Origin of the sequence: Sphingomonas mesophila, from assembly GCF_003499275.1 — a bacterium.
GTDB lineage: Bacteria > Pseudomonadota > Alphaproteobacteria > Sphingomonadales > Sphingomonadaceae > Sphingomicrobium > Sphingomicrobium mesophilum.
In genome coordinates, this window is record NZ_QWDF01000001.1 from 816,835 (window position 1) to 832,375 (window position 15,541).

Here is a 15,541-nt window from a genome sequence, read left to right on the forward strand (position 1 = left end):
GTGCCAGCGGCGTAAGAAGGATTGCACATGGCCAGCGAAAAAGTGCCGATGCTCGGCGAGGGCTACCGCCTGCTCGAGGCCGAATTGAAGCGGCTCAAGGCCGAGCGGCCGCAGATCGTCGATTCGATCGAGGAAGCGCGCGCCCACGGCGATCTCAGCGAGAACGCCGAATATCATGCCGCCAAGGAGCGCCAGGGCCAGGTCGAGGCGCAGATCGCCGACATCGAGGACCGGCTGAGCCGCGCGCTGGTGATCGACCCGACCACGCTTAGCGGCGACAAGGTGGTGTTCGGCGCGACCGTCACCTTGCTCGACGAGGAGGACAAGACCATCCGCTACCAGCTGGTCGGCCAGCAGGAAGCGGACGCCAAGGTCGGCCGGATCAGCTACAATTCGCCGCTCGGCCGCGCGCTGATCGGGCGCAGCAAGGGCGAGGACGTCGAAGTCGAGACCCCCGCCGGCGACCGTTACTACGAAATCGCCAAGATCGAATTCATCTAGGCGCTCACCCCTCCCCCTTGGGGGAGGTGACGCGAAGCGCCGGTGGGGCACGACCCTGGCCGGCTACCCCCTCCGTCAGCTGCGCTGACACCTCCCCCAAGGGGGAGGGGGTGATATGCTAGCCCGTCGTTTCGGGCTCGAGCAGGCGGTGCAGATGCACCACGACATATTTCATTTCCGCGTCGTCGACCGTGCGCTGGGCGGCGCCGCGCCAGGCTTCCTCGGCCGCGGCGTAGCTGTCGAAAATCCCGACCAGGTCGATGCTGGCGAGATCGGTGAAGTCGAGGCCGCGCGGATCCTTGACCCGGCCGCCGAACACCAGATGGAGCTTGCTCATGAGCGGCCCGCTAGCACCAAATGGCGTGTTCGCGAAGGACTAGCGTTCGCGTACCGCGGTCGCCGCCGCCTTGGCCGAGGCGCGCAGCGCGTCGGCGGCGCCGTCGACCACCTGGCGAAGCACGTCGCCGCCGCGGTCGCGGGTCAGGCCGAGCTCGCCCAGCCGCGTGCTGCCGGCCTCGCGCGCGGCATCGGCGGCGGCGGCGGCGCTGTCCTTGATCCGGTCGGTCACCGGGCCGAGCAATTCGCGCTCGCGGCGGGTGGTCGGCAGCAAGGCGGCGATCAGCGCGCCGAGCGCGAGCCCGCCGCCAAGCGCGATCAGCGGCGCCTCGTCGAACTGCTCACCGGCCGAGCGACCGGCGCGGCGGGCAGCCTCGCGGGCGCTGTCATAGGCGTCGACCGCGCGCTCGCGGGCCGATTCGATCAGACCCTCGTCGCGATTGGTCTTGCGGTCGTTGGTGTCGTTGCGGGTCGGCATCACTTGTCCTCCACTCGTTTGGTTCGCGATCGGCGCGGGGCAGGGCGGGGGGCCGCTTCCTCCTCGTCCGACGTCATGGCGTCATATATGTCGACGATTGCCCGGCGGATCGGTTCCCGGGCCAAGAACAGCGTCACCGCGGCGACCGCTCCGGTCACCGCCAGCGGGCGCTGCTTGACCGCGTCGACCGCGTCCTCGGCGAGGTCGGCGCCCTTGACCTTGGCGCCTTCCCAGGCGTTGCGGGCGACGGTCTTGGGCGCCAGCCGGTGGGCCAGCTCGCGCGCCGTCGCCAGCGCCTGTTCCTTGCGCCGCTCGGCCTCCGCCTCGGCGGCTGCGATGCGCAATTGCCCGGCGACCTTATTCATCGCCCTTGCTCCAGCGTTTGTAGGCGAGGAAGGCGAACAGCCCGGCGAGGCCGGCGATCAACAGCGTCGCGGCGAGGCCGCCGCCAAGCGGCCCGAGCAGGCTGGCCAGCGCCAGCACCGCGGTCATCGCCAGCGCGACGAACGCGCCGATCACGAGCAGCAAGGCGATCCCGCCAAGCGCGGCGACCGCCTTGATCCGGACCATCTTGACGTCGAGCTTGGCCCTGGCGACGTCGAGTTCGGCACGGGCATAGGCCTTGCCCTCGTCGACGAGACGGCTGACCGTCTCGCCGATCGGGGCGTCGTCCTCGTGCATCGACTGCGGGTCGTGCCGGCTCAAGCGCCCGAACCGCCGCCCTGGTTGTTGCCGCCGTCCCGGTCCTTGCCGCTGTCGAGGCCGGACTTGACCAGCCGCGCCAGCGCGAAGCCGACGATCGCCGCTCCGGCGAGCGCCACGCCCGGGCTCTTGCGGACGAAATCGCGGGTGTCGTCGATCAGCTCGTCCGGGTTCTTCGAGGCCAGCTTGTTGGCGACGTCATCGATTGCGGTCGCGGCCTTGCGGGCATAGTCGCCATATTCGGCGCCGAGCCGCTCCTCGAGGCCCTCGGCGGTGCCGCCGACCAGCTTGGACACGTTGGCCAGCGCCTCGCTGCCGCGCTCGAGCCCCTGGCCGACCAGGCCGCGGGTCTTTTCGGCGGCGGTGTCGGCGAGCCGGTCGCGGCCCTCGCGGACCTTGCCGACAACGCGCTCGCGCGAGGTGGCAGGGGCGGTTCCGGTGGTCGTCGCGGTCTCGGCCCCGGCCGGGCCCATGCCGACTCCGGCGCCGCCGTCGGTGATGATCAATTCTTCTTCGTTGGCGCTCGATGCCGACGCTCCGGGAATGATCCGGTCGGTCCCTTCGGGAAGTTCGTTCTGATCAGCCATCTCGTCTCTCCTCATCTGTCCCGAAAACCCCGTACGCCCACGCTTCGTTCCGGCTGGCGGGCGCGAATGTTGCGCCGCCGCCAAGCCCCGATATAGAGCCGCCCAGCCGCCACTTCCATGCGCCGGGGGAAAATTCATGACCGCGATCGTCGACATCCATGCCCGCCAGATCCTCGACAGTCGCGGCAATCCGACGGTCGAGGTCGACGTCACGCTCGAGGACGGCAGCATGGGCCGGGCGGCGGTCCCGTCGGGCGCGTCGACCGGAGCGCACGAGGCGGTCGAGCTGCGCGACGGCGACAAGAGCCGCTGGGGCGGCAAGGGCGTCGGCAATGCGGTGCGCGCCGTCAACGGCCCGATCGCCGACACGGTGCTCGGCTACGAGGCGGAGGACCAGGCCGAGATCGACTCGGCGATGATCGCGCTCGACGGAAGCGACAACAAGGGCGTGCTCGGCGCAAATGCCATCCTCGGTGTCAGCCTGGCCACTGCCCGCGCCGCGGCCGAGGCCAGCGGGCTTCCGCTGTACCGCTATGTCGGCGGAGTCGGCGCGAACCTGCTGCCGGTGCCGATGATGAACATATTGAACGGCGGGGCGCATGCCGACAACGGCATCGACTTCCAGGAATTCATGGTCATGCCGGTCGGCGCTTCGAGCTTTTCCGAAGCGCTGCGCTGCGGCACCGAGATCTTCCATGCGCTCAAGGCCGGGCTCAGCGCCAAGGGGTTGTCGACCGCGGTCGGCGACGAGGGCGGCTTCGCGCCCGACCTCAAATCGTCGCGCGAGGCGCTCGACGTCATCGCCGAGGCGGTCGGCAAGGCGGGCTATGCGCTCGGCGACGACGTCATGATCGCGCTCGACTGCGCGGCGAGCGAATATTTCAAGGGCGGCGCCTATGCGATGGCCGGCGAGGGGCGCAGCCTGACCCCTGAGCAGAATGCCGACTTCCTCGCCGAGCTCGCCGCGGCCTATCTGATCGCGTCGATCGAGGACGGCATGGGCGAGGACGATATGACCGGCTGGAAGGCAATCAGCGACCGTCTCGGCGCCAGGCTCCAGCTCGTCGGCGACGATCTGTTCGTGACCAATGAGAAACGGCTGGCCGACGGCATCCGCGATGGCATCGCCAATTCGATCCTGGTCAAGGTCAACCAGATCGGCACGCTGACCGAGACCATCGCCGCGGTGCGTCTGGCGCAGACCAGCGGCTATACCGCGGTGATGAGCCACCGCAGCGGCGAGACCGAGGATTCGACCATCGCCGACCTCGCCGTCGCTTTGTCGTGCGGCCAGATCAAGACCGGCAGCCTGGCGCGCAGCGACCGCACCGCCAAGTACAATCAGCTGCTGCGCATCGAGGAGGAATTGGGCGAGACGGCGCGCTATGCGGGCAGATCGGCGCTCAAACTCTTGGAAACCCGCAAAACCGCTTGATTCCCTTGGCCGAATCTGATTCTGTCCGCCCATGGGAGGGGCCGGCAAAAGCTTGGGACTGATCCGCCGCGCGGCATTGCCGGCGCTGGCGCTGATCATCGTCGGCACGTTCGGCGGCCACGCCATCGCCGGGCCCAACGGCCTGCTCGCCTGGGGCGGCTACAATCGCGACCTCACCGAGCGCCGCGCCGAGCTCGCCAGGCTCGAGGCCGAGCGCGACGCGCTGCGCCATCGTTCGGCTTTGCTCAACCCGAACAAGGCCGATCCCGACCTCGGCGAGGAACTCATTCGCCGCGACCTCGGACTGGTTCGCCCGGATGAAGTGATTATCCCGCTCGAATAGCTTTCGTCATTGCGAGCGTAGCGACGCAATCCAGCCTCGATTGCCGCGACCCTGCGCGCCTCGCAATGACGGACAAAGGTTGCCCTAGTCCTCGCGCCGCTCCTATAGCGCCAGCCGAACGACAGTGGAGAAAGACGTGGCGAAAAGCGCCCGCAAGGCTGCCGCTCCAGCGGCGCCAGGCATTTCCAATCGCGAGCGTCCCGCCGAGCCGCAGCGCTATTCGGCGTCGGCCGACGAGCTGACCGATTTCTACAAGCAGATGCTGCTCATCCGCCGCTTCGAGGAGCGCGCCGGCCAGCTCTACGGTCTCGGCCTGATCGGCGGCTTCTGCCACCTCTACATCGGCCAGGAGGCAGTCGCCGTCGGCCTGCAGAGCGCAATGAAGGTCGGGCGCGATTCCGTCATCACCGGCTACCGCGACCACGGCCACATGCTCGCCTACGGGATCGACCCCAAGGTGATCATGGCCGAGTTGACCGGCCGCGCCGCCGGCATCTCCAAGGGCAAGGGCGGCTCGATGCACATGTTCTCGGTCGAGCACGGCTTCTACGGCGGCCACGGCATCGTCGGCGCCCAGGTCGCGCTCGGCACCGGCCTCGCCTTCAAGCACAAGTATAGCGCCGACGGCGGGACTTGCCTCGCTTATTTCGGCGACGGCGCGGCCAACCAGGGCCAGGTCTACGAGAGCTTCAACATGGCCAAGCTGTGGGACCTGCCGGTGATCTACGCCATCGAGAACAACAAATATGCGATGGGCACCAGCGTCGAGCGCTCGTCGAGCGAGCCCGACTTCTACAAGCGCGGCGAGAGCTTCCGCATCCCCGGCATCCAGGTCGACGGGATGGACGTGCTCGCCGTGCGCGGAGCGGCCGAGGAGGCGATGGCCTGGACGCAAAGCGGCAAGGGGCCGATCATCCTCGAATTGCTCACCTACCGCTACCGCGGCCACTCGATGAGCGACCCGGCCAAGTACCGCACGCGCGCGGAAGTGCAGGACTTCCGCGAGCACCGCGACCCGATCGAGCGCTTGAAGGCCGAACTCGGCAAGGCCGGGGTCGGCGAGGACGCGCTCAAGGTGTTCGACAAGGAAATCAAGGATATCGTCGTCGAAGCTGCGAAGTTCGCTGAAGAAGCGCCGGAGCCCGATGCGAGCGAGTTGTACACCGACGTGCTGGTGGAGGCGTACTGATGGGCATCGAGCTCAAGATGCCGGCGCTGTCGCCGACGATGGAGGAAGGCACGCTCGCCAAATGGCTGGTGAAGGAGGGCGACAGCGTGTCGTCCGGCGACATCCTCGCCGAGATCGAGACCGACAAGGCGACAATGGAGTTCGAGGCAGTCGACGAGGGCACCATCGCCCAGATCGTCGTCCCCGAGGGCACCGACGGAGTGAAGGTCGGCACGGTCATCGCGCTGATGGGCGGCGAGGGCGAAGCCGCCCCTCCCGCCGGAGCGGGAGGGGTCGAGTCGGCGGAGCCGACCGGGGGAGGGCCTGCGCCCGCCGCCGAAGACACCGCCGCATCAGCACCCGCCGCTCCGACGGAAGGCGAGGGCGACGGCGCCTCGAAACCCGCCGCCCCGACCGGCACCGCGCAGCTCACCCCGCGCGTCGCCGCCGATCCGCAAGTCCCGGCCGGCACCGCGATGACCGCGACCAGCGTCCGCGAGGCGCTGCGCGACGCGATGGCCGAGGAGATGCGCAAGGACGAGCGCGTGTTCGTGATGGGCGAGGAGGTCGCGCAGTACCAGGGCGCCTACAAGGTCACCCAGGGCCTGCTCGACGAATTCGGCCCGCGGCGCGTGGTCGACACGCCGATCACCGAATATGGCTTTGCCGGGCTCGGCACCGGCGCGGCGATGGGCGGCCTTCGCCCGACCGTCGAGTTCATGACCTTCAACTTCGCCATGCAGGCGATCGACCACATCATCAATTCGGCGGCCAAGACCAACTACATGTCGGGCGGCCAGATGCGCTGCCCGATCGTGTTCCGCGGCCCCAACGGCGCGGCCAGCCGGGTCGGCGCCCAGCACAGCCAGAATTACGGCCCGTGGTATGCCTCGGTCCCCGGCCTGATCGTCATCGCGCCCTACGATTCCGCCGACGCCAAGGGCCTATTGAAAGCCGCGATCCGGAGCGACGACCCGGTCGTGTTCCTCGAGAACGAGCTGCTCTACGGCCAGAGCTTCGACGTGCCGCAGGTCGACGATTGGGTGCTCCCGATCGGCAAGGCGCGGACCATGCGCCAGGGCAAGGACGTCACGTTGGTCAGCTATTCGATCGGCGTCGGGGTCGCGCTCGAAGCGGCCGAGACGCTGGCCGGCGAGGGCATCGAGGCCGAGGTGATCGACCTCAGGACGCTCCGCCCGCTCGACAGCGCGGCGGTGCTTGAATCGCTCGCCCGGACCAACCGCATGGTGGTGGTCGAGGAAGGCTGGCCGACCTGCTCGATCGCGTCCGAGATCATCGCGCTGGCGATGGAGCACGGCTTCGACGACCTCGACGCCCCGGTCGCTAGGGTGACCAACGCCGACGTGCCTTTGCCCTACGCCGCCAACCTCGAGAAGCTCGCGCTGATCAAGGCCGAGGACGTGGTCAAGGCCGCCAAGGCGGTGTGTTACCGGTGAGCAAGGCTCCCCTCCCGCCTGCGGGAGGGGTTGGGGGTGGGCCCACCCCTTCGTCGCTGCGCGGCTCTTCCCCTCCCGCCGGCGGGAGGGGCGACGTCTCCGACCGCGACCTCGTCCGCCTCTATTGGCCGGCCGATCTCCGCCCCGCCTTCGACGCGCTCCTGTCGCTCGAGGATTCGCTGCTCGAGGTCGCGGCCAGCTCGACCCAGCCGGCGCTGGGCGCGATCCGCATGGCGTGGTGGCGCGATGCGCTGCGGCGCCTCGACGACCACCCGCCGCCGCCCGAGCCGAGGCTCCAGGCCTGCGCCCGCGAACTCCTCCCGCGCGGCGTCACCGGAGCGGCGCTGGCGGCGATCGCCGAGGGCTACGCAACGCTGTTCGACGAGACCCCCGACGCGGCGCTGATCGACAGTGCCGGCTCTGCCCTGTTCAGCTGTGGCGCGATCCTGCTCGGCGCCAGCGACCCGCGGCTCGCCGACGCCGGCGCGGCCCATGCGCTCGGGCGGGTGCGCCGGCTCGGCCTGCTCGCCGACGCGCCGCCGCCGCCCGAGCTCGCCGGCCATCGCTTTGCCAGACCGCTGCGCCCGCTCACCGCGCTCGCCCGGCTCGGGATTCGCGACCTCACGCGCGCCCCGGAGCCCGAGGCAACCCCGGCGCGTGCCGCGGCTCTGCTCTCGCACCGCCTGTTTGGCACGGTTGCGTAACAGCCGCGCCGCGCGCTAAACTGGCGGCGCCGGATCGCTCTTCCAACGGGAGGGGTGCATGTTCCGCTATCTCGCCGGCGCGCTCGCCGCGCTGCTGCTCGTCACCGGCGTCTTTTTCATCTGGCAGGGCCGCGCCCAGCAGCCCCAGCCGCTCGCCGCGCCCGTCCCGGCGCCGGTGTTGGCCAAGCCTGGACAGGCGCTCCCCCCGATCCCGCAGGCGCCGGCCGCCGACCCCAAGGACAAGGAGGAAAAGCGCTTCGCCCGGGCCGACAAGAACGACGACGGGCGGATCACTTTGGCCGAGCTGATCGAGCCCCGCCGCAAGCCGTTCGCCAAGCTCGACCTCAACGGCGACGGCCGGCTGAGCTTCGAGGAATGGGCGGTCAAGACGATCGACAAGTTCGAGGACGCGGACGCCGACGACAGCAAGGCGCTGACTGCCCCCGAATTCGCCACCACCGCCCCCAAGCGCAAATCCAAACCCGCCTGCGCCTGCGGCTAGACAGGGGGTCGTCGCTGGCTAAAAGGTCGCGATGCCGTTGAAATCGCTCACTTACACCAGCCACGCCAGCCTCGATCTCGACGCGGCCGACGTCGAGGCGATCCATCGCTCGGCGCTCAACGCCAATGCGCTCGACGGAATCACCGGCCTGCTGGTGTTCAACGGCACGCACTTCCTGCAAATCGTCGAGGGCGCGCCGGATGCCATCGATGACCTGGTCGAGCGATTGCGGCGCGATCCGCGCCACCATGCGCTGGAAATCCGCGACGAGCGCGCCATCGACCGGCGCAGCTTCGCCGACTGGTCGATGGACCTGGTGCGCGTGAGCGCAAGCTATTTCGAGGCGCTGGAGACGGTGCGCGACCATCTCCCGCCCGAGACCGCGCCCGAAGTCCGCGATCTCGTCATCCGCATGACCGAGACCATCTCGGGCACCGTCAGCCTCTAGGCGGGCACCGGCTCCAGCGCGTCGAGCCACTCGCCAAGCGCCGCCCGCGCGCGCTCGGTGTACAGCTTCTTGCGATCGCCTTTTTTCGACTTCGGACCGCCAAGCGGCGGCATCAGACCGAAATTGATGTTCATCGGCTGGTAGGTCTCGGCATCGGCCCCGCCGGTGATATGCGCGAGCAATGCGCCGAGCGCGGTCTCGGCCGGCGGCGGGGGCAGGGCACGGCCGCCATGCTCGGCCACCGCGAAGCGGGCCGCCAGCAGCCCGACCGCAGCGCTCTCGACATATCCCTCGCAGCCGGTGATCTGGCCGGCGAAGCGCACATTGGGCAGCGCCTTCAACCGAAGCTCGCCGTCGAGCAGCACCGGCGACTTGATGAAGCTGTTGCGGTGGATCCCGCCGAGCCGGGCGAACTCGGCCTTCTCCAGCCCCGGGATGGTGCGGAAGATGCGCAGCTGCTCGCCATGCTTCAGCTTGGTCTGGAAGCCGACCATGTTCCACAGCGTGCCGAGCGCATTGTCCTGGCGCAGCTGGACCACCGCATAAGGCCAGCGGCCGTTGGGAAAGTCGGGCGTAGCGGTGCGCGGATCGTCGAGGCCGACGCCCTTCATCGGCCCGTAGCGCAAAGTATCGACGCCGCGCTCCGCCATCACCTCGATCGGCATGCAGCCCTCGAAATAGGGCGTGTCCCTCTCCCACTCCTTGAACTCGGTCTTCTCACCGGCGTTGAGCGCGGCGACGAACGCCTCGTACTGCGCCCGGTCGAGCGGGCAGTTGATATAATCCTTGCCGCCCGATCCGAGCGGGTCCTTGTCCCAGCGCGACTGCATCCAGCACACGCTCATGTCGATGCTGTCGCGGTGAACGATCGGCGCGATGGCGTCGAAGAAGGCCAGCGCCCCGGTGCCGGTCCGCGCTGCGATCGCCTCGGCCAGGCCGGGCGCGGTCAGCGGGCCGGTGGCGACGATCGTCAGGCCCGCGTCGGGCAGCGCGTCGACGCGTTCGCGCACGATGGTGACGTTGCGATGCGCCTCGAGCTTCGCGGTGACTTCGCCCGCGAACGCCTCGCGGTCGACGGCCAGCGCCGATCCGGCCGGAAGGCGATGGGCGTCGGCGGCGCTCATGATCAGCGAATTCAGCCGCCGCATCTCCTGGTGAAGCAGGCCGACCGCATTGTTGTCGGCGTCGTCGGAGCGGAAGCTGTTGGAGCAGACCATCTCGGCCAGCCGGTCGCTGTCGTGGGCCGGGGTGGAGTCGCCGCCCCCGCGCATCTCGCTCAGCCGGACGCGAAGGCCAGCCTCGGCCGCCTGCCACGCCGCCTCCGACCCGGCCAGCCCGCCGCCGATGATGTGGAGGTCGTGGTCATCCATGCCGTCCCCCTAACCGTTCGTGTCGAGCGAAGTCGAGACACGTCCCTCGACTTCGCTCGGGACGAACGGCAAGGGAGAGCGATGAAACTCTTCACCATCGGCTACGAGGGCACGACCATGGACGACTTCCTCGCCGCCTTGCGCGGAGCGGGGGTCGAGCGGGTGATCGACGTGCGCGCGCTGCCATTGTCGCGCCGGCCGGGCTTTTCCAAGACCCCGCTCAAGGGCGCGCTGGCCGAGGCCGGGATCGACTATGTCCATCTGCGCGCGCTGGGCACTCCGGCGGAGGGCAGGGAGGCGGCCCGCGCCGGGCGCCAGCACGACCTCGAGCGGATCTACGACGCCCAGCTCGGCCTGCCCGAGGCGATCGTCGCCGCCGAGGAACTGAAGGCGCTCGCCGCCGAGAAGTCGAGCGCCTTGCTGTGCTTCGAGCGCGACCCGAAGCATTGCCACCGCACCCTGCTCTGGCGCGCGGCGCTGCCCGGCGCCGAGATCGTCGACCTGTTCGCCTAGCGTCCCCATTTTCGTCGCCCCAGCGAAGGCTGGGGCCCATGCCTTGAGGTTACGCGTAAACGCCCGGCATGGATGCCAGCCTACGCTGGCATGACGGGCGAAAATTAGACGTCGGCGGGCGCTTCGGCGGCGGTCTCGCTGACGATCAGCGCCTCGATGTCGGGGATCGGCCGGCCGGTCATCTCCTTGGAGATTTCGCACACCACGCGGCGCTCGGCCTCCTTGTGCAGCTTCTTGCGCAATTCGCCGAGCGTCTTGGGCGGGGCGACGATCACCAGCGCCTCGAAATCATTGGCCAGCGCGCGCTTGTTGACCTCCTCCGCCGCGCTGTGCGCCCAGCGGTCTTCCTCGAGCTGGTGGAAGTCGGTCTCCTCATAGGCGACCCGCCCGCTGTAGCCCGCCGACTGGCCGATCGCGCCCGGCCCGTCGGTCTTCATCTCGCTGTCCTTCAGATCCTCGCGCTCGTCATGCGCCTCGGTCCTGAGGTCGATCTGGTTCTGGTCGCCCTCGTTCCGAAAAAACAAGGTCTTGCGGCCGTCGGTGACCAGGACGAGGGCGTTGTTGGCGATCGGCATGAGCGAGAATCTCCTGTTGAGGTTGCCGGTCACCAACGAAGCGCGCGCGCCGCGGTTGCCTGCCTAAACCTCCGGATCGGCCGGCTTGTCGAGCTCGCTCTCCCCGGTCGCGGCGCCGCTGTCGGGCGCCGTTTCCTCGCCGCCCTCGAGCGCGATCTCCTCCTCGTCGCTCTCGTCGATCCGGGCGACCGACACCACCCGCTCCTTGTCGGCGACGTTGAAGATGGTGACGCCCTGGGTGTTGCGCCCGGCGATGCGAATCGAGCCGACCGTGGTGCGGATCATCTTGCCCTGGTCGGTGACCAGCATCAGCTGCTCGCCCTGCTTCGCCGGGAAGCTCGCCACCACCCCGCCGTTGCGGTCGGAGGTGACGATGTTGATAATGCCCTGGCCGCCACGGTTGGTGCGGCGATATTCGTACGCGCTCGAGCGCTTGCCATAGCCGTTCTCGGTCACCGTCAGGATGAATTGCTCCTTGTCGGCGATCTCGGCGAAGCGCTCCTCGTCGAGCCCGTCGCAGCCCGCATTCTCGCGCCAGCGCGGGGCCTTGAGATAGGCGTCGCGCTCTTCCTGGCTGGTGCCGACGCGGCGCAGGATCGACATCGAGATGACCTCGTCGCCCTCGGCCAGGCGAATGCCCCGGACGCCCATCGAGGCGCGGCTCTGGAACTCGCGCACCGCGGTCGATTCGAAGCGGATCGCCTTGCCGGCGCGGGTCGCGAGCAGCACGTCGTCCTGCTCGGTCAGCAGTTCGACCCCGATCAGCCGGTCGAGCGTGTCCTCTTCCTCGCCGTCATCCGAAGCGCCGAACTTCATCGCGATCTTGCCGTTCGACGGGATGTTGGTGAACGCGTCCATGCTGTTGCGCCGGACGGTCCCGCGCGCGGTCGCGAACATGATGTGCAGATCGGCCCACTCGGCCTCGTCCTGCGGCAGCGGCAGGACGGTGGTGACGGTCTCGCCGGCCGCGAGCGGCAGGATGTTGACCATCGGCCGGCCCTTGGCGGTCGGGCCGCCCTCGGGCAGGCGCCACACCTTCATCCGGTAGACCCGGCCGATATTGGTGAAGAACAGCACCGGATTGTGGGTCGAGGTGACGAACAATTCGGTGACGATGTCCTCGTCCTTGGTCGCCATGCCCGAGCGACCCTTGCCGCCGCGCTTCTGCTCGCGGAACAGCGCCAGCGGGGTGCGCTTGATGTAGCCAGTCATGGTCACCGTCACGACCATGTCCTCGACCTCGATCAAATCCTCGTCGTCGATGCCGTCCACCGCGGCGCAGATCTCGGCCACGCGCGGGGTCGCGAACTCGGCGTCGACGGCGTCGAACTCCTCCAGCATCACCTCGTAGAGGCGCGCGCGATTGCCAAGGATTTCAAGCAGTTCGCCGATCGTCTTGGCAAGCTCTGCGAGCTCGCCGCCGATCTCGTCGCGGCCCAGCGCGGTGAGCCGATGGAGGCGCAGCTCGAGGATCGCGCGGACCTGGGCCTCGCTCAGCCGATAGGACGTCCCCGCGGCCTGCGGCTCGACCGCCTCGACCAGCTGGATGTAGGGCCGGATCTGGGCGCCGTCCCACTCGCGCTGGAGCAGTTTCTCGCGCGCTTCGGCCGGGGTCGAGGAGCCGCGGATCAGCTTCACCACCTCGTCGAGGTTGGTCACCGCGACCACTAGCCCGAGCAGGATATGGGCGCGCTCGCGGGCCTTCATCAGCTCGAACTTCGAGCGGCGGGTGATCACTTCCTCGCGGAACTTGACGAAGCTCTCGATGATGTCGCGCAGAGTCAGCGTCTCGGGCCGCCCGCCGCGGATCGCCAGCATGTTGGCCGGGAAAGAGCTTTGCGCCGGCGTGTGACGCCACAATTGGTTGAGGACGACGTCGGGGGTGGCGTCGCGCTTGAGGTCGATGACGATCCGCACGCCCTTGCGCGAGCTCTCGTCGCGGATGTCGGACACGCCCTCGATGCGCTTGTCCTTGGCCGCCTCGGCGATCTTCTCGACCAGCCCCGACTTGCCGACCTGGTAGGGGATTGCGGTCAGCACGATCGATTCGCGCTCGCCGCGGCCCTGCTCGATGTGGGCTCGGCTGCGCATCATGATCGAGCCGCGCCCGGTGGTGTAGGCGCTGCGGATGCCGCTGGTGCCGAGGATCAGCGGGGCGGTCGGGAAGTCCGGCCCCTTGACATGCTCCATCAGCCCTTCGCTCGAGATCGCCGGGTCGGCGATATAGGCGCGGCAGGCGGCGAGCACTTCGCCGAGGTTGTGCGGCGGGATGTTGGTCGCCATGCCGACCGCGATCCCGCCGGCGCCGTTGACCAGGATATTGGGGAAGCGCGCCGGGAGCACCTGCGGCTCGCTCTCGGAGGCGTCATAGTTGGGCTGGAAGGCGACGGTGTCCTTGTCGATGTCGCCGAGCAGGAAATTGGCGACCTTGGCGAGGCGCGCTTCGGTGTAGCGCATCGCCGCCGGCGGATCGGGGTCCATCGATCCGAAATTGCCCTGGCCGTCGATCAGCGGCACGCGCATCGACCAGTCCTGGGTCATGCGCGCCAAAGCGTCGTAGATCGCGCTGTCGCCGTGCGGGTGATATTTACCCATCACGTCGCCGACGATGCGGCTCGACTTGCGGTACGGCCGGCCGGCGACATAGCCCGCTTCCTGGCAGGCGAACAAAATGCGGCGGTGGACCGGCTTCAAACCGTCGCGCACGTCGGGCAGCGCGCGGCTGACGATGACGCTCATCGCATAGTCGAGGTAGGAGGTCTTCATCTCCTCGACAATCGAGATCGGAGCGATGTCGCCTTGTGCTGGCGATTGGTCGTCGGCGGGGGGCAAGGTGGCCAAAGGAGGTCCTGTCTAAGGGCGCGTGCAACGCTGGAAAAAGGCGCGTGCATCGGAACGACGCAGCGCCGTCTCCTGCTAGCCGATCACCGCCGCACGCGCCACCCCCGCGCGCGTATGCGCACGCGCCCGCGAGGGAACTGCCGCGGGTCAGGCAAGTTGTTGAAAATCATCGCTTCATGCTGGCGCAAGCTGGCATTTGGCAGTCGCGCCGCATCGGGTCTATCACCGCCCCGCGTTTCGATCACATCGCCGTGGCGGCATCACCGCCCGGCCAGCAGGAGCAATAGTCATGAAGCTTGCCCCCAGCCTCGCGCTTGGCGCCGCACTCGCGGCGCTCAGCCTTCCCGCCGCCGCCCAGCGCCTGGGACAGGAGAAGCCCAAGGATGCGCGCCCGGACATGGAAGAGAAATCGACCAAGTCGACGACCACCACGAAGACCAGCAGCGCGACCGATTCGACCGGCCGCAAGCGCGACATCTCCAAGGGGGCGCAGGCTGCCATCGTTGCGCTCCAGACCGCGGTCAATGCCAATGACGCCGCCAACATTCCGGCCCGGCTCGCTGCCGCCCAGGCCGTCGCCAAGACTGCCGACGACCGCTATTTCATCGCCTCGCTGCAGGTGAAGGCGGCGCTTGCCGCCGGCGATCTCGCTGCGCTCAAGACCGGGGTCGAGGCGCTCGAGGCGTCGGGCGGAGCCGACGCGGCGGACCTCGGCAAGCGCTACGCCGACCTCGGCAACCGCTTCCACAAGGCCGGCCAGGCCGCGCCGGCGGCGGCCGCGCTCGAGAAGGCGATCAAGGCCGACCCGAGCAACCCGCAGGCGATGATGCTGCTCGCCGACCTGCGCTCCAAGCAGGGCAACAATGCGGAGGCGGTGTCGCTGATGCAGCGCAGCTTCGCCGCCAGCAAGGCGCGCGGCGAAAAGGTCGCCGAGAATAATTACAAGTTCGCCGCCGGCCTCGCCTACAAGCTGCGCTCGCCGGCCGCGCTGGACATCACCCGCGACTGGCTGGCGGCCTATCCGACCGCGACCGGCTTCCGCGAGGGGCTTCGCCTGTATCGCGACATCAGCGGCGCCAAGGGCGCGGCCCTGGCCGACGCGATGCGGCTCGCCCGTGCCGCGAATGCGCTCAATGGCCGGAGCGACTATTACGCCTATGTCGTCGCCCTTCTCGACAGCGGCGCCACGACCGAAGCCAAGGCGGTCCTGGCCGAAGCCGCGGCGAGCGGGATCAACGTCCAGGACAGCGCCTTCAAGACGCTCTCGACCCGCGCCGCGGCGGCTCCGGCACGCGCCGCCGCCGATGCCGCGGCCAAGACCGCGCTGGCCGGCGGTAGCGCCAGCGCGCTGATCGCCGCGGGCGATTCGCTTTACGGCCTCGGCGCCTATGCCGAAGCCGCGCCGCTCTATCGCGCGGCCGTCGCCAAGGGCGATACCGGCCTCGCCAACCTGCGGCTCGGAATGGCGCTCGCCCGTTCGGGCGACAAGGCCGGGGCGACGGCGGCGCTCAACGCGGTCGCCGGGCCCAACCAGACGCTCGCCCGCTTCTGGCTGCTGTGGCTGGCGTCGCGCGGCTAGGG

At 69.0% G+C, this 15,541-nt stretch carries 18 protein-coding genes; 10 read left to right on the top strand and 8 right to left on the bottom strand.

All coding sequences use genetic code 11. The features are described 5' to 3' along the window. The first annotated feature begins 27 nt into the window (after window positions 1-27). Window positions 28-501 carry a transcription elongation factor GreA gene (greA, locus tag D0Z60_RS04260; protein ID WP_118857102.1) on the top strand — a complete coding sequence of 158 codons (474 nt, stop codon included), beginning with the start codon at window positions 28-30 and terminating at the stop codon, window positions 499-501. Window positions 502-619: 118 nt separating this feature from the next. Here greA and D0Z60_RS04265 read toward each other — a convergent pair whose 3' ends face one another. From D0Z60_RS04265 to D0Z60_RS04285, 5 genes are read right to left on the bottom strand one after another with little or no spacing between them, the layout of a single operon-like run. Next, a complete protein-coding gene (locus tag D0Z60_RS04265; RefSeq protein ID WP_118857103.1) occupies window positions 620-838 on the bottom strand; it encodes a DUF4170 domain-containing protein in 219 nt (72 codons plus the stop codon). Between the two features lie 39 nt (window positions 839-877). Continuing rightward, window positions 878-1,315, bottom strand: coding sequence for a hypothetical protein (locus tag D0Z60_RS11625; RefSeq protein ID WP_162888069.1), 438 nt, complete (start codon window positions 1,313-1,315; stop codon window positions 878-880). Then, window positions 1,315-1,680, bottom strand: coding sequence for a hypothetical protein (locus D0Z60_RS04275; RefSeq protein ID WP_118857104.1), 366 nt, complete (start codon window positions 1,678-1,680; stop codon window positions 1,315-1,317). The genes D0Z60_RS11625 and D0Z60_RS04275 overlap by 1 nt, the downstream gene beginning before the upstream one ends. Further along, window positions 1,673-2,020 (bottom strand): phage holin family protein, encoded by a 348-nt coding sequence (locus tag D0Z60_RS04280; protein WP_162888070.1) that lies wholly within the window; start codon window positions 2,018-2,020, stop codon window positions 1,673-1,675. Before D0Z60_RS04280 ends, D0Z60_RS04275 begins: the two co-directional genes overlap by 8 nt. Continuing rightward, window positions 2,017-2,604, bottom strand: a complete 588-nt coding sequence (locus D0Z60_RS04285) for a hypothetical protein (protein ID WP_118857106.1) — start codon at window positions 2,602-2,604, stop codon at window positions 2,017-2,019. Before D0Z60_RS04285 ends, D0Z60_RS04280 begins: the two co-directional genes overlap by 4 nt. Window positions 2,605-2,740: 136 nt before the next feature. Here D0Z60_RS04285 and eno point away from each other — a divergent pair, with 136 nt between their 5' ends. The 7 genes from eno to D0Z60_RS04320 all read left to right on the top strand — a co-directional run bounded on the left by eno (window position 2,741) and on the right by D0Z60_RS04320 (window position 8,661). Continuing rightward, complete coding sequence (gene eno / locus D0Z60_RS04290) at window positions 2,741-4,039, top strand: phosphopyruvate hydratase (protein WP_118857107.1); 1,299 nt, start codon at window positions 2,741-2,743, stop codon at window positions 4,037-4,039. A 31-nt stretch (window positions 4,040-4,070) separates the two neighbouring features. Next, window positions 4,071-4,382, top strand: a complete 312-nt coding sequence (locus tag D0Z60_RS04295; protein ID WP_118857108.1) for an FtsB family cell division protein — start codon at window positions 4,071-4,073, stop codon at window positions 4,380-4,382. 136 nt (window positions 4,383-4,518) lie between these two features. Continuing rightward, a complete protein-coding gene (gene pdhA, locus D0Z60_RS04300; RefSeq protein WP_118857109.1) occupies window positions 4,519-5,571 on the top strand; it encodes a pyruvate dehydrogenase (acetyl-transferring) E1 component subunit alpha in 1,053 nt (350 codons plus the stop codon). After that, a complete protein-coding gene (locus D0Z60_RS04305) occupies window positions 5,571-7,007 on the top strand; it encodes a pyruvate dehydrogenase complex E1 component subunit beta (protein WP_118857110.1) in 1,437 nt (478 codons plus the stop codon). Before pdhA ends, D0Z60_RS04305 begins: the two co-directional genes overlap by 1 nt. Beyond that, window positions 7,004-7,711, top strand: coding sequence for a hypothetical protein (locus D0Z60_RS04310; protein WP_118857111.1), 708 nt, complete (start codon window positions 7,004-7,006; stop codon window positions 7,709-7,711). Before D0Z60_RS04305 ends, D0Z60_RS04310 begins: the two co-directional genes overlap by 4 nt. A gap of 58 nt (window positions 7,712-7,769) precedes the next feature. Next, a complete protein-coding gene (locus D0Z60_RS04315; protein ID WP_118857112.1) occupies window positions 7,770-8,213 on the top strand; it encodes an EF-hand domain-containing protein in 444 nt (147 codons plus the stop codon). A 37-nt stretch (window positions 8,214-8,250) separates the two neighbouring features. Further along, complete coding sequence (locus D0Z60_RS04320) at window positions 8,251-8,661, top strand: BLUF domain-containing protein (RefSeq protein ID WP_162888071.1); 411 nt, start codon at window positions 8,251-8,253, stop codon at window positions 8,659-8,661. Here D0Z60_RS04320 and trmFO read toward each other — a convergent pair. Then, entirely contained in the window at window positions 8,658-10,031 is a 1,374-nt protein-coding gene (trmFO, locus tag D0Z60_RS04325; RefSeq protein ID WP_118857114.1) for a methylenetetrahydrofolate--tRNA-(uracil(54)-C(5))-methyltransferase (FADH(2)-oxidizing) TrmFO, read from the bottom strand. The two genes, D0Z60_RS04320 and trmFO, sit on opposite strands and share 4 nt — an antisense overlap. An 81-nt stretch (window positions 10,032-10,112) precedes the next feature. Between trmFO and D0Z60_RS04330 the strand changes: the two genes are divergently transcribed. Beyond that, window positions 10,113-10,544 carry a DUF488 domain-containing protein gene (locus D0Z60_RS04330; RefSeq protein WP_118857115.1) on the top strand — a complete coding sequence of 144 codons (432 nt, stop codon included), beginning with the start codon at window positions 10,113-10,115 and terminating at the stop codon, window positions 10,542-10,544. A gap of 104 nt (window positions 10,545-10,648) precedes the next feature. Here the strand turns inward: D0Z60_RS04330 and D0Z60_RS04335 are convergent, their stop codons facing one another. After that, window positions 10,649-11,119 (bottom strand): host attachment family protein, encoded by a 471-nt coding sequence (locus tag D0Z60_RS04335; RefSeq protein ID WP_118857116.1) that lies wholly within the window; start codon window positions 11,117-11,119, stop codon window positions 10,649-10,651. A 63-nt stretch (window positions 11,120-11,182) separates the two neighbouring features. After that, window positions 11,183-13,885 (bottom strand): DNA gyrase subunit A, encoded by a 2,703-nt coding sequence (gene gyrA / locus D0Z60_RS04340; RefSeq protein ID WP_118858433.1) that lies wholly within the window; start codon window positions 13,883-13,885, stop codon window positions 11,183-11,185. Between the two features lie 364 nt (window positions 13,886-14,249). Between gyrA and D0Z60_RS04345 the strand changes: the two genes are divergently transcribed. Next, window positions 14,250-15,539: a tetratricopeptide repeat protein gene (locus D0Z60_RS04345; RefSeq protein ID WP_118857117.1), complete on the top strand. Its 1,290-nt coding sequence runs from the start codon at window positions 14,250-14,252 to the stop codon at window positions 15,537-15,539. Window positions 15,540-15,541: the final 2 nt, after the last annotated feature.

What these genes read in the sequence shown, in the direction of transcription:
- D0Z60_RS04275 (WP_118857104.1), bottom strand. Translation starts at nt 1,680, where the DNA reads ATGAATAAGGTCGCCGGGCAATTGCGCATCGCAGCCGCCGAGGCGGAG.
- trmFO (WP_118857114.1), bottom strand. Translation starts at nt 10,031, where the DNA reads ATGGATGACCACGACCTCCACATCATCGGCGGCGGGCTGGCCGGGTCG.
- D0Z60_RS04335 (WP_118857116.1), bottom strand. Translation starts at nt 11,119, where the DNA reads ATGCCGATCGCCAACAACGCCCTCGTCCTGGTCACCGACGGCCGCAAG.
- D0Z60_RS04330 (WP_118857115.1), top strand. Translation starts at nt 10,113, where the DNA reads ATGAAACTCTTCACCATCGGCTACGAGGGCACGACCATGGACGACTTC.
- gyrA (WP_118858433.1), bottom strand. Translation starts at nt 13,885, where the DNA reads ATGAAGACCTCCTACCTCGACTATGCGATGAGCGTCATCGTCAGCCGC.
- eno (WP_118857107.1), top strand. Translation starts at nt 2,741, where the DNA reads ATGACCGCGATCGTCGACATCCATGCCCGCCAGATCCTCGACAGTCGC.
- D0Z60_RS04305 (WP_118857110.1), top strand. Translation starts at nt 5,571, where the DNA reads ATGGGCATCGAGCTCAAGATGCCGGCGCTGTCGCCGACGATGGAGGAA.
- D0Z60_RS04295 (WP_118857108.1), top strand. Translation starts at nt 4,071, where the DNA reads ATGGGAGGGGCCGGCAAAAGCTTGGGACTGATCCGCCGCGCGGCATTG.
- D0Z60_RS04285 (WP_118857106.1), bottom strand. Translation starts at nt 2,604, where the DNA reads ATGGCTGATCAGAACGAACTTCCCGAAGGGACCGACCGGATCATTCCC.
- D0Z60_RS11625 (WP_162888069.1), bottom strand. Translation starts at nt 1,315, where the DNA reads ATGCCGACCCGCAACGACACCAACGACCGCAAGACCAATCGCGACGAG.
- greA (WP_118857102.1), top strand. Translation starts at nt 28, where the DNA reads ATGGCCAGCGAAAAAGTGCCGATGCTCGGCGAGGGCTACCGCCTGCTC.
- D0Z60_RS04345 (WP_118857117.1), top strand. Translation starts at nt 14,250, where the DNA reads ATGAAGCTTGCCCCCAGCCTCGCGCTTGGCGCCGCACTCGCGGCGCTC.
- D0Z60_RS04315 (WP_118857112.1), top strand. Translation starts at nt 7,770, where the DNA reads ATGTTCCGCTATCTCGCCGGCGCGCTCGCCGCGCTGCTGCTCGTCACC.
- D0Z60_RS04265 (WP_118857103.1), bottom strand. Translation starts at nt 838, where the DNA reads ATGAGCAAGCTCCATCTGGTGTTCGGCGGCCGGGTCAAGGATCCGCGC.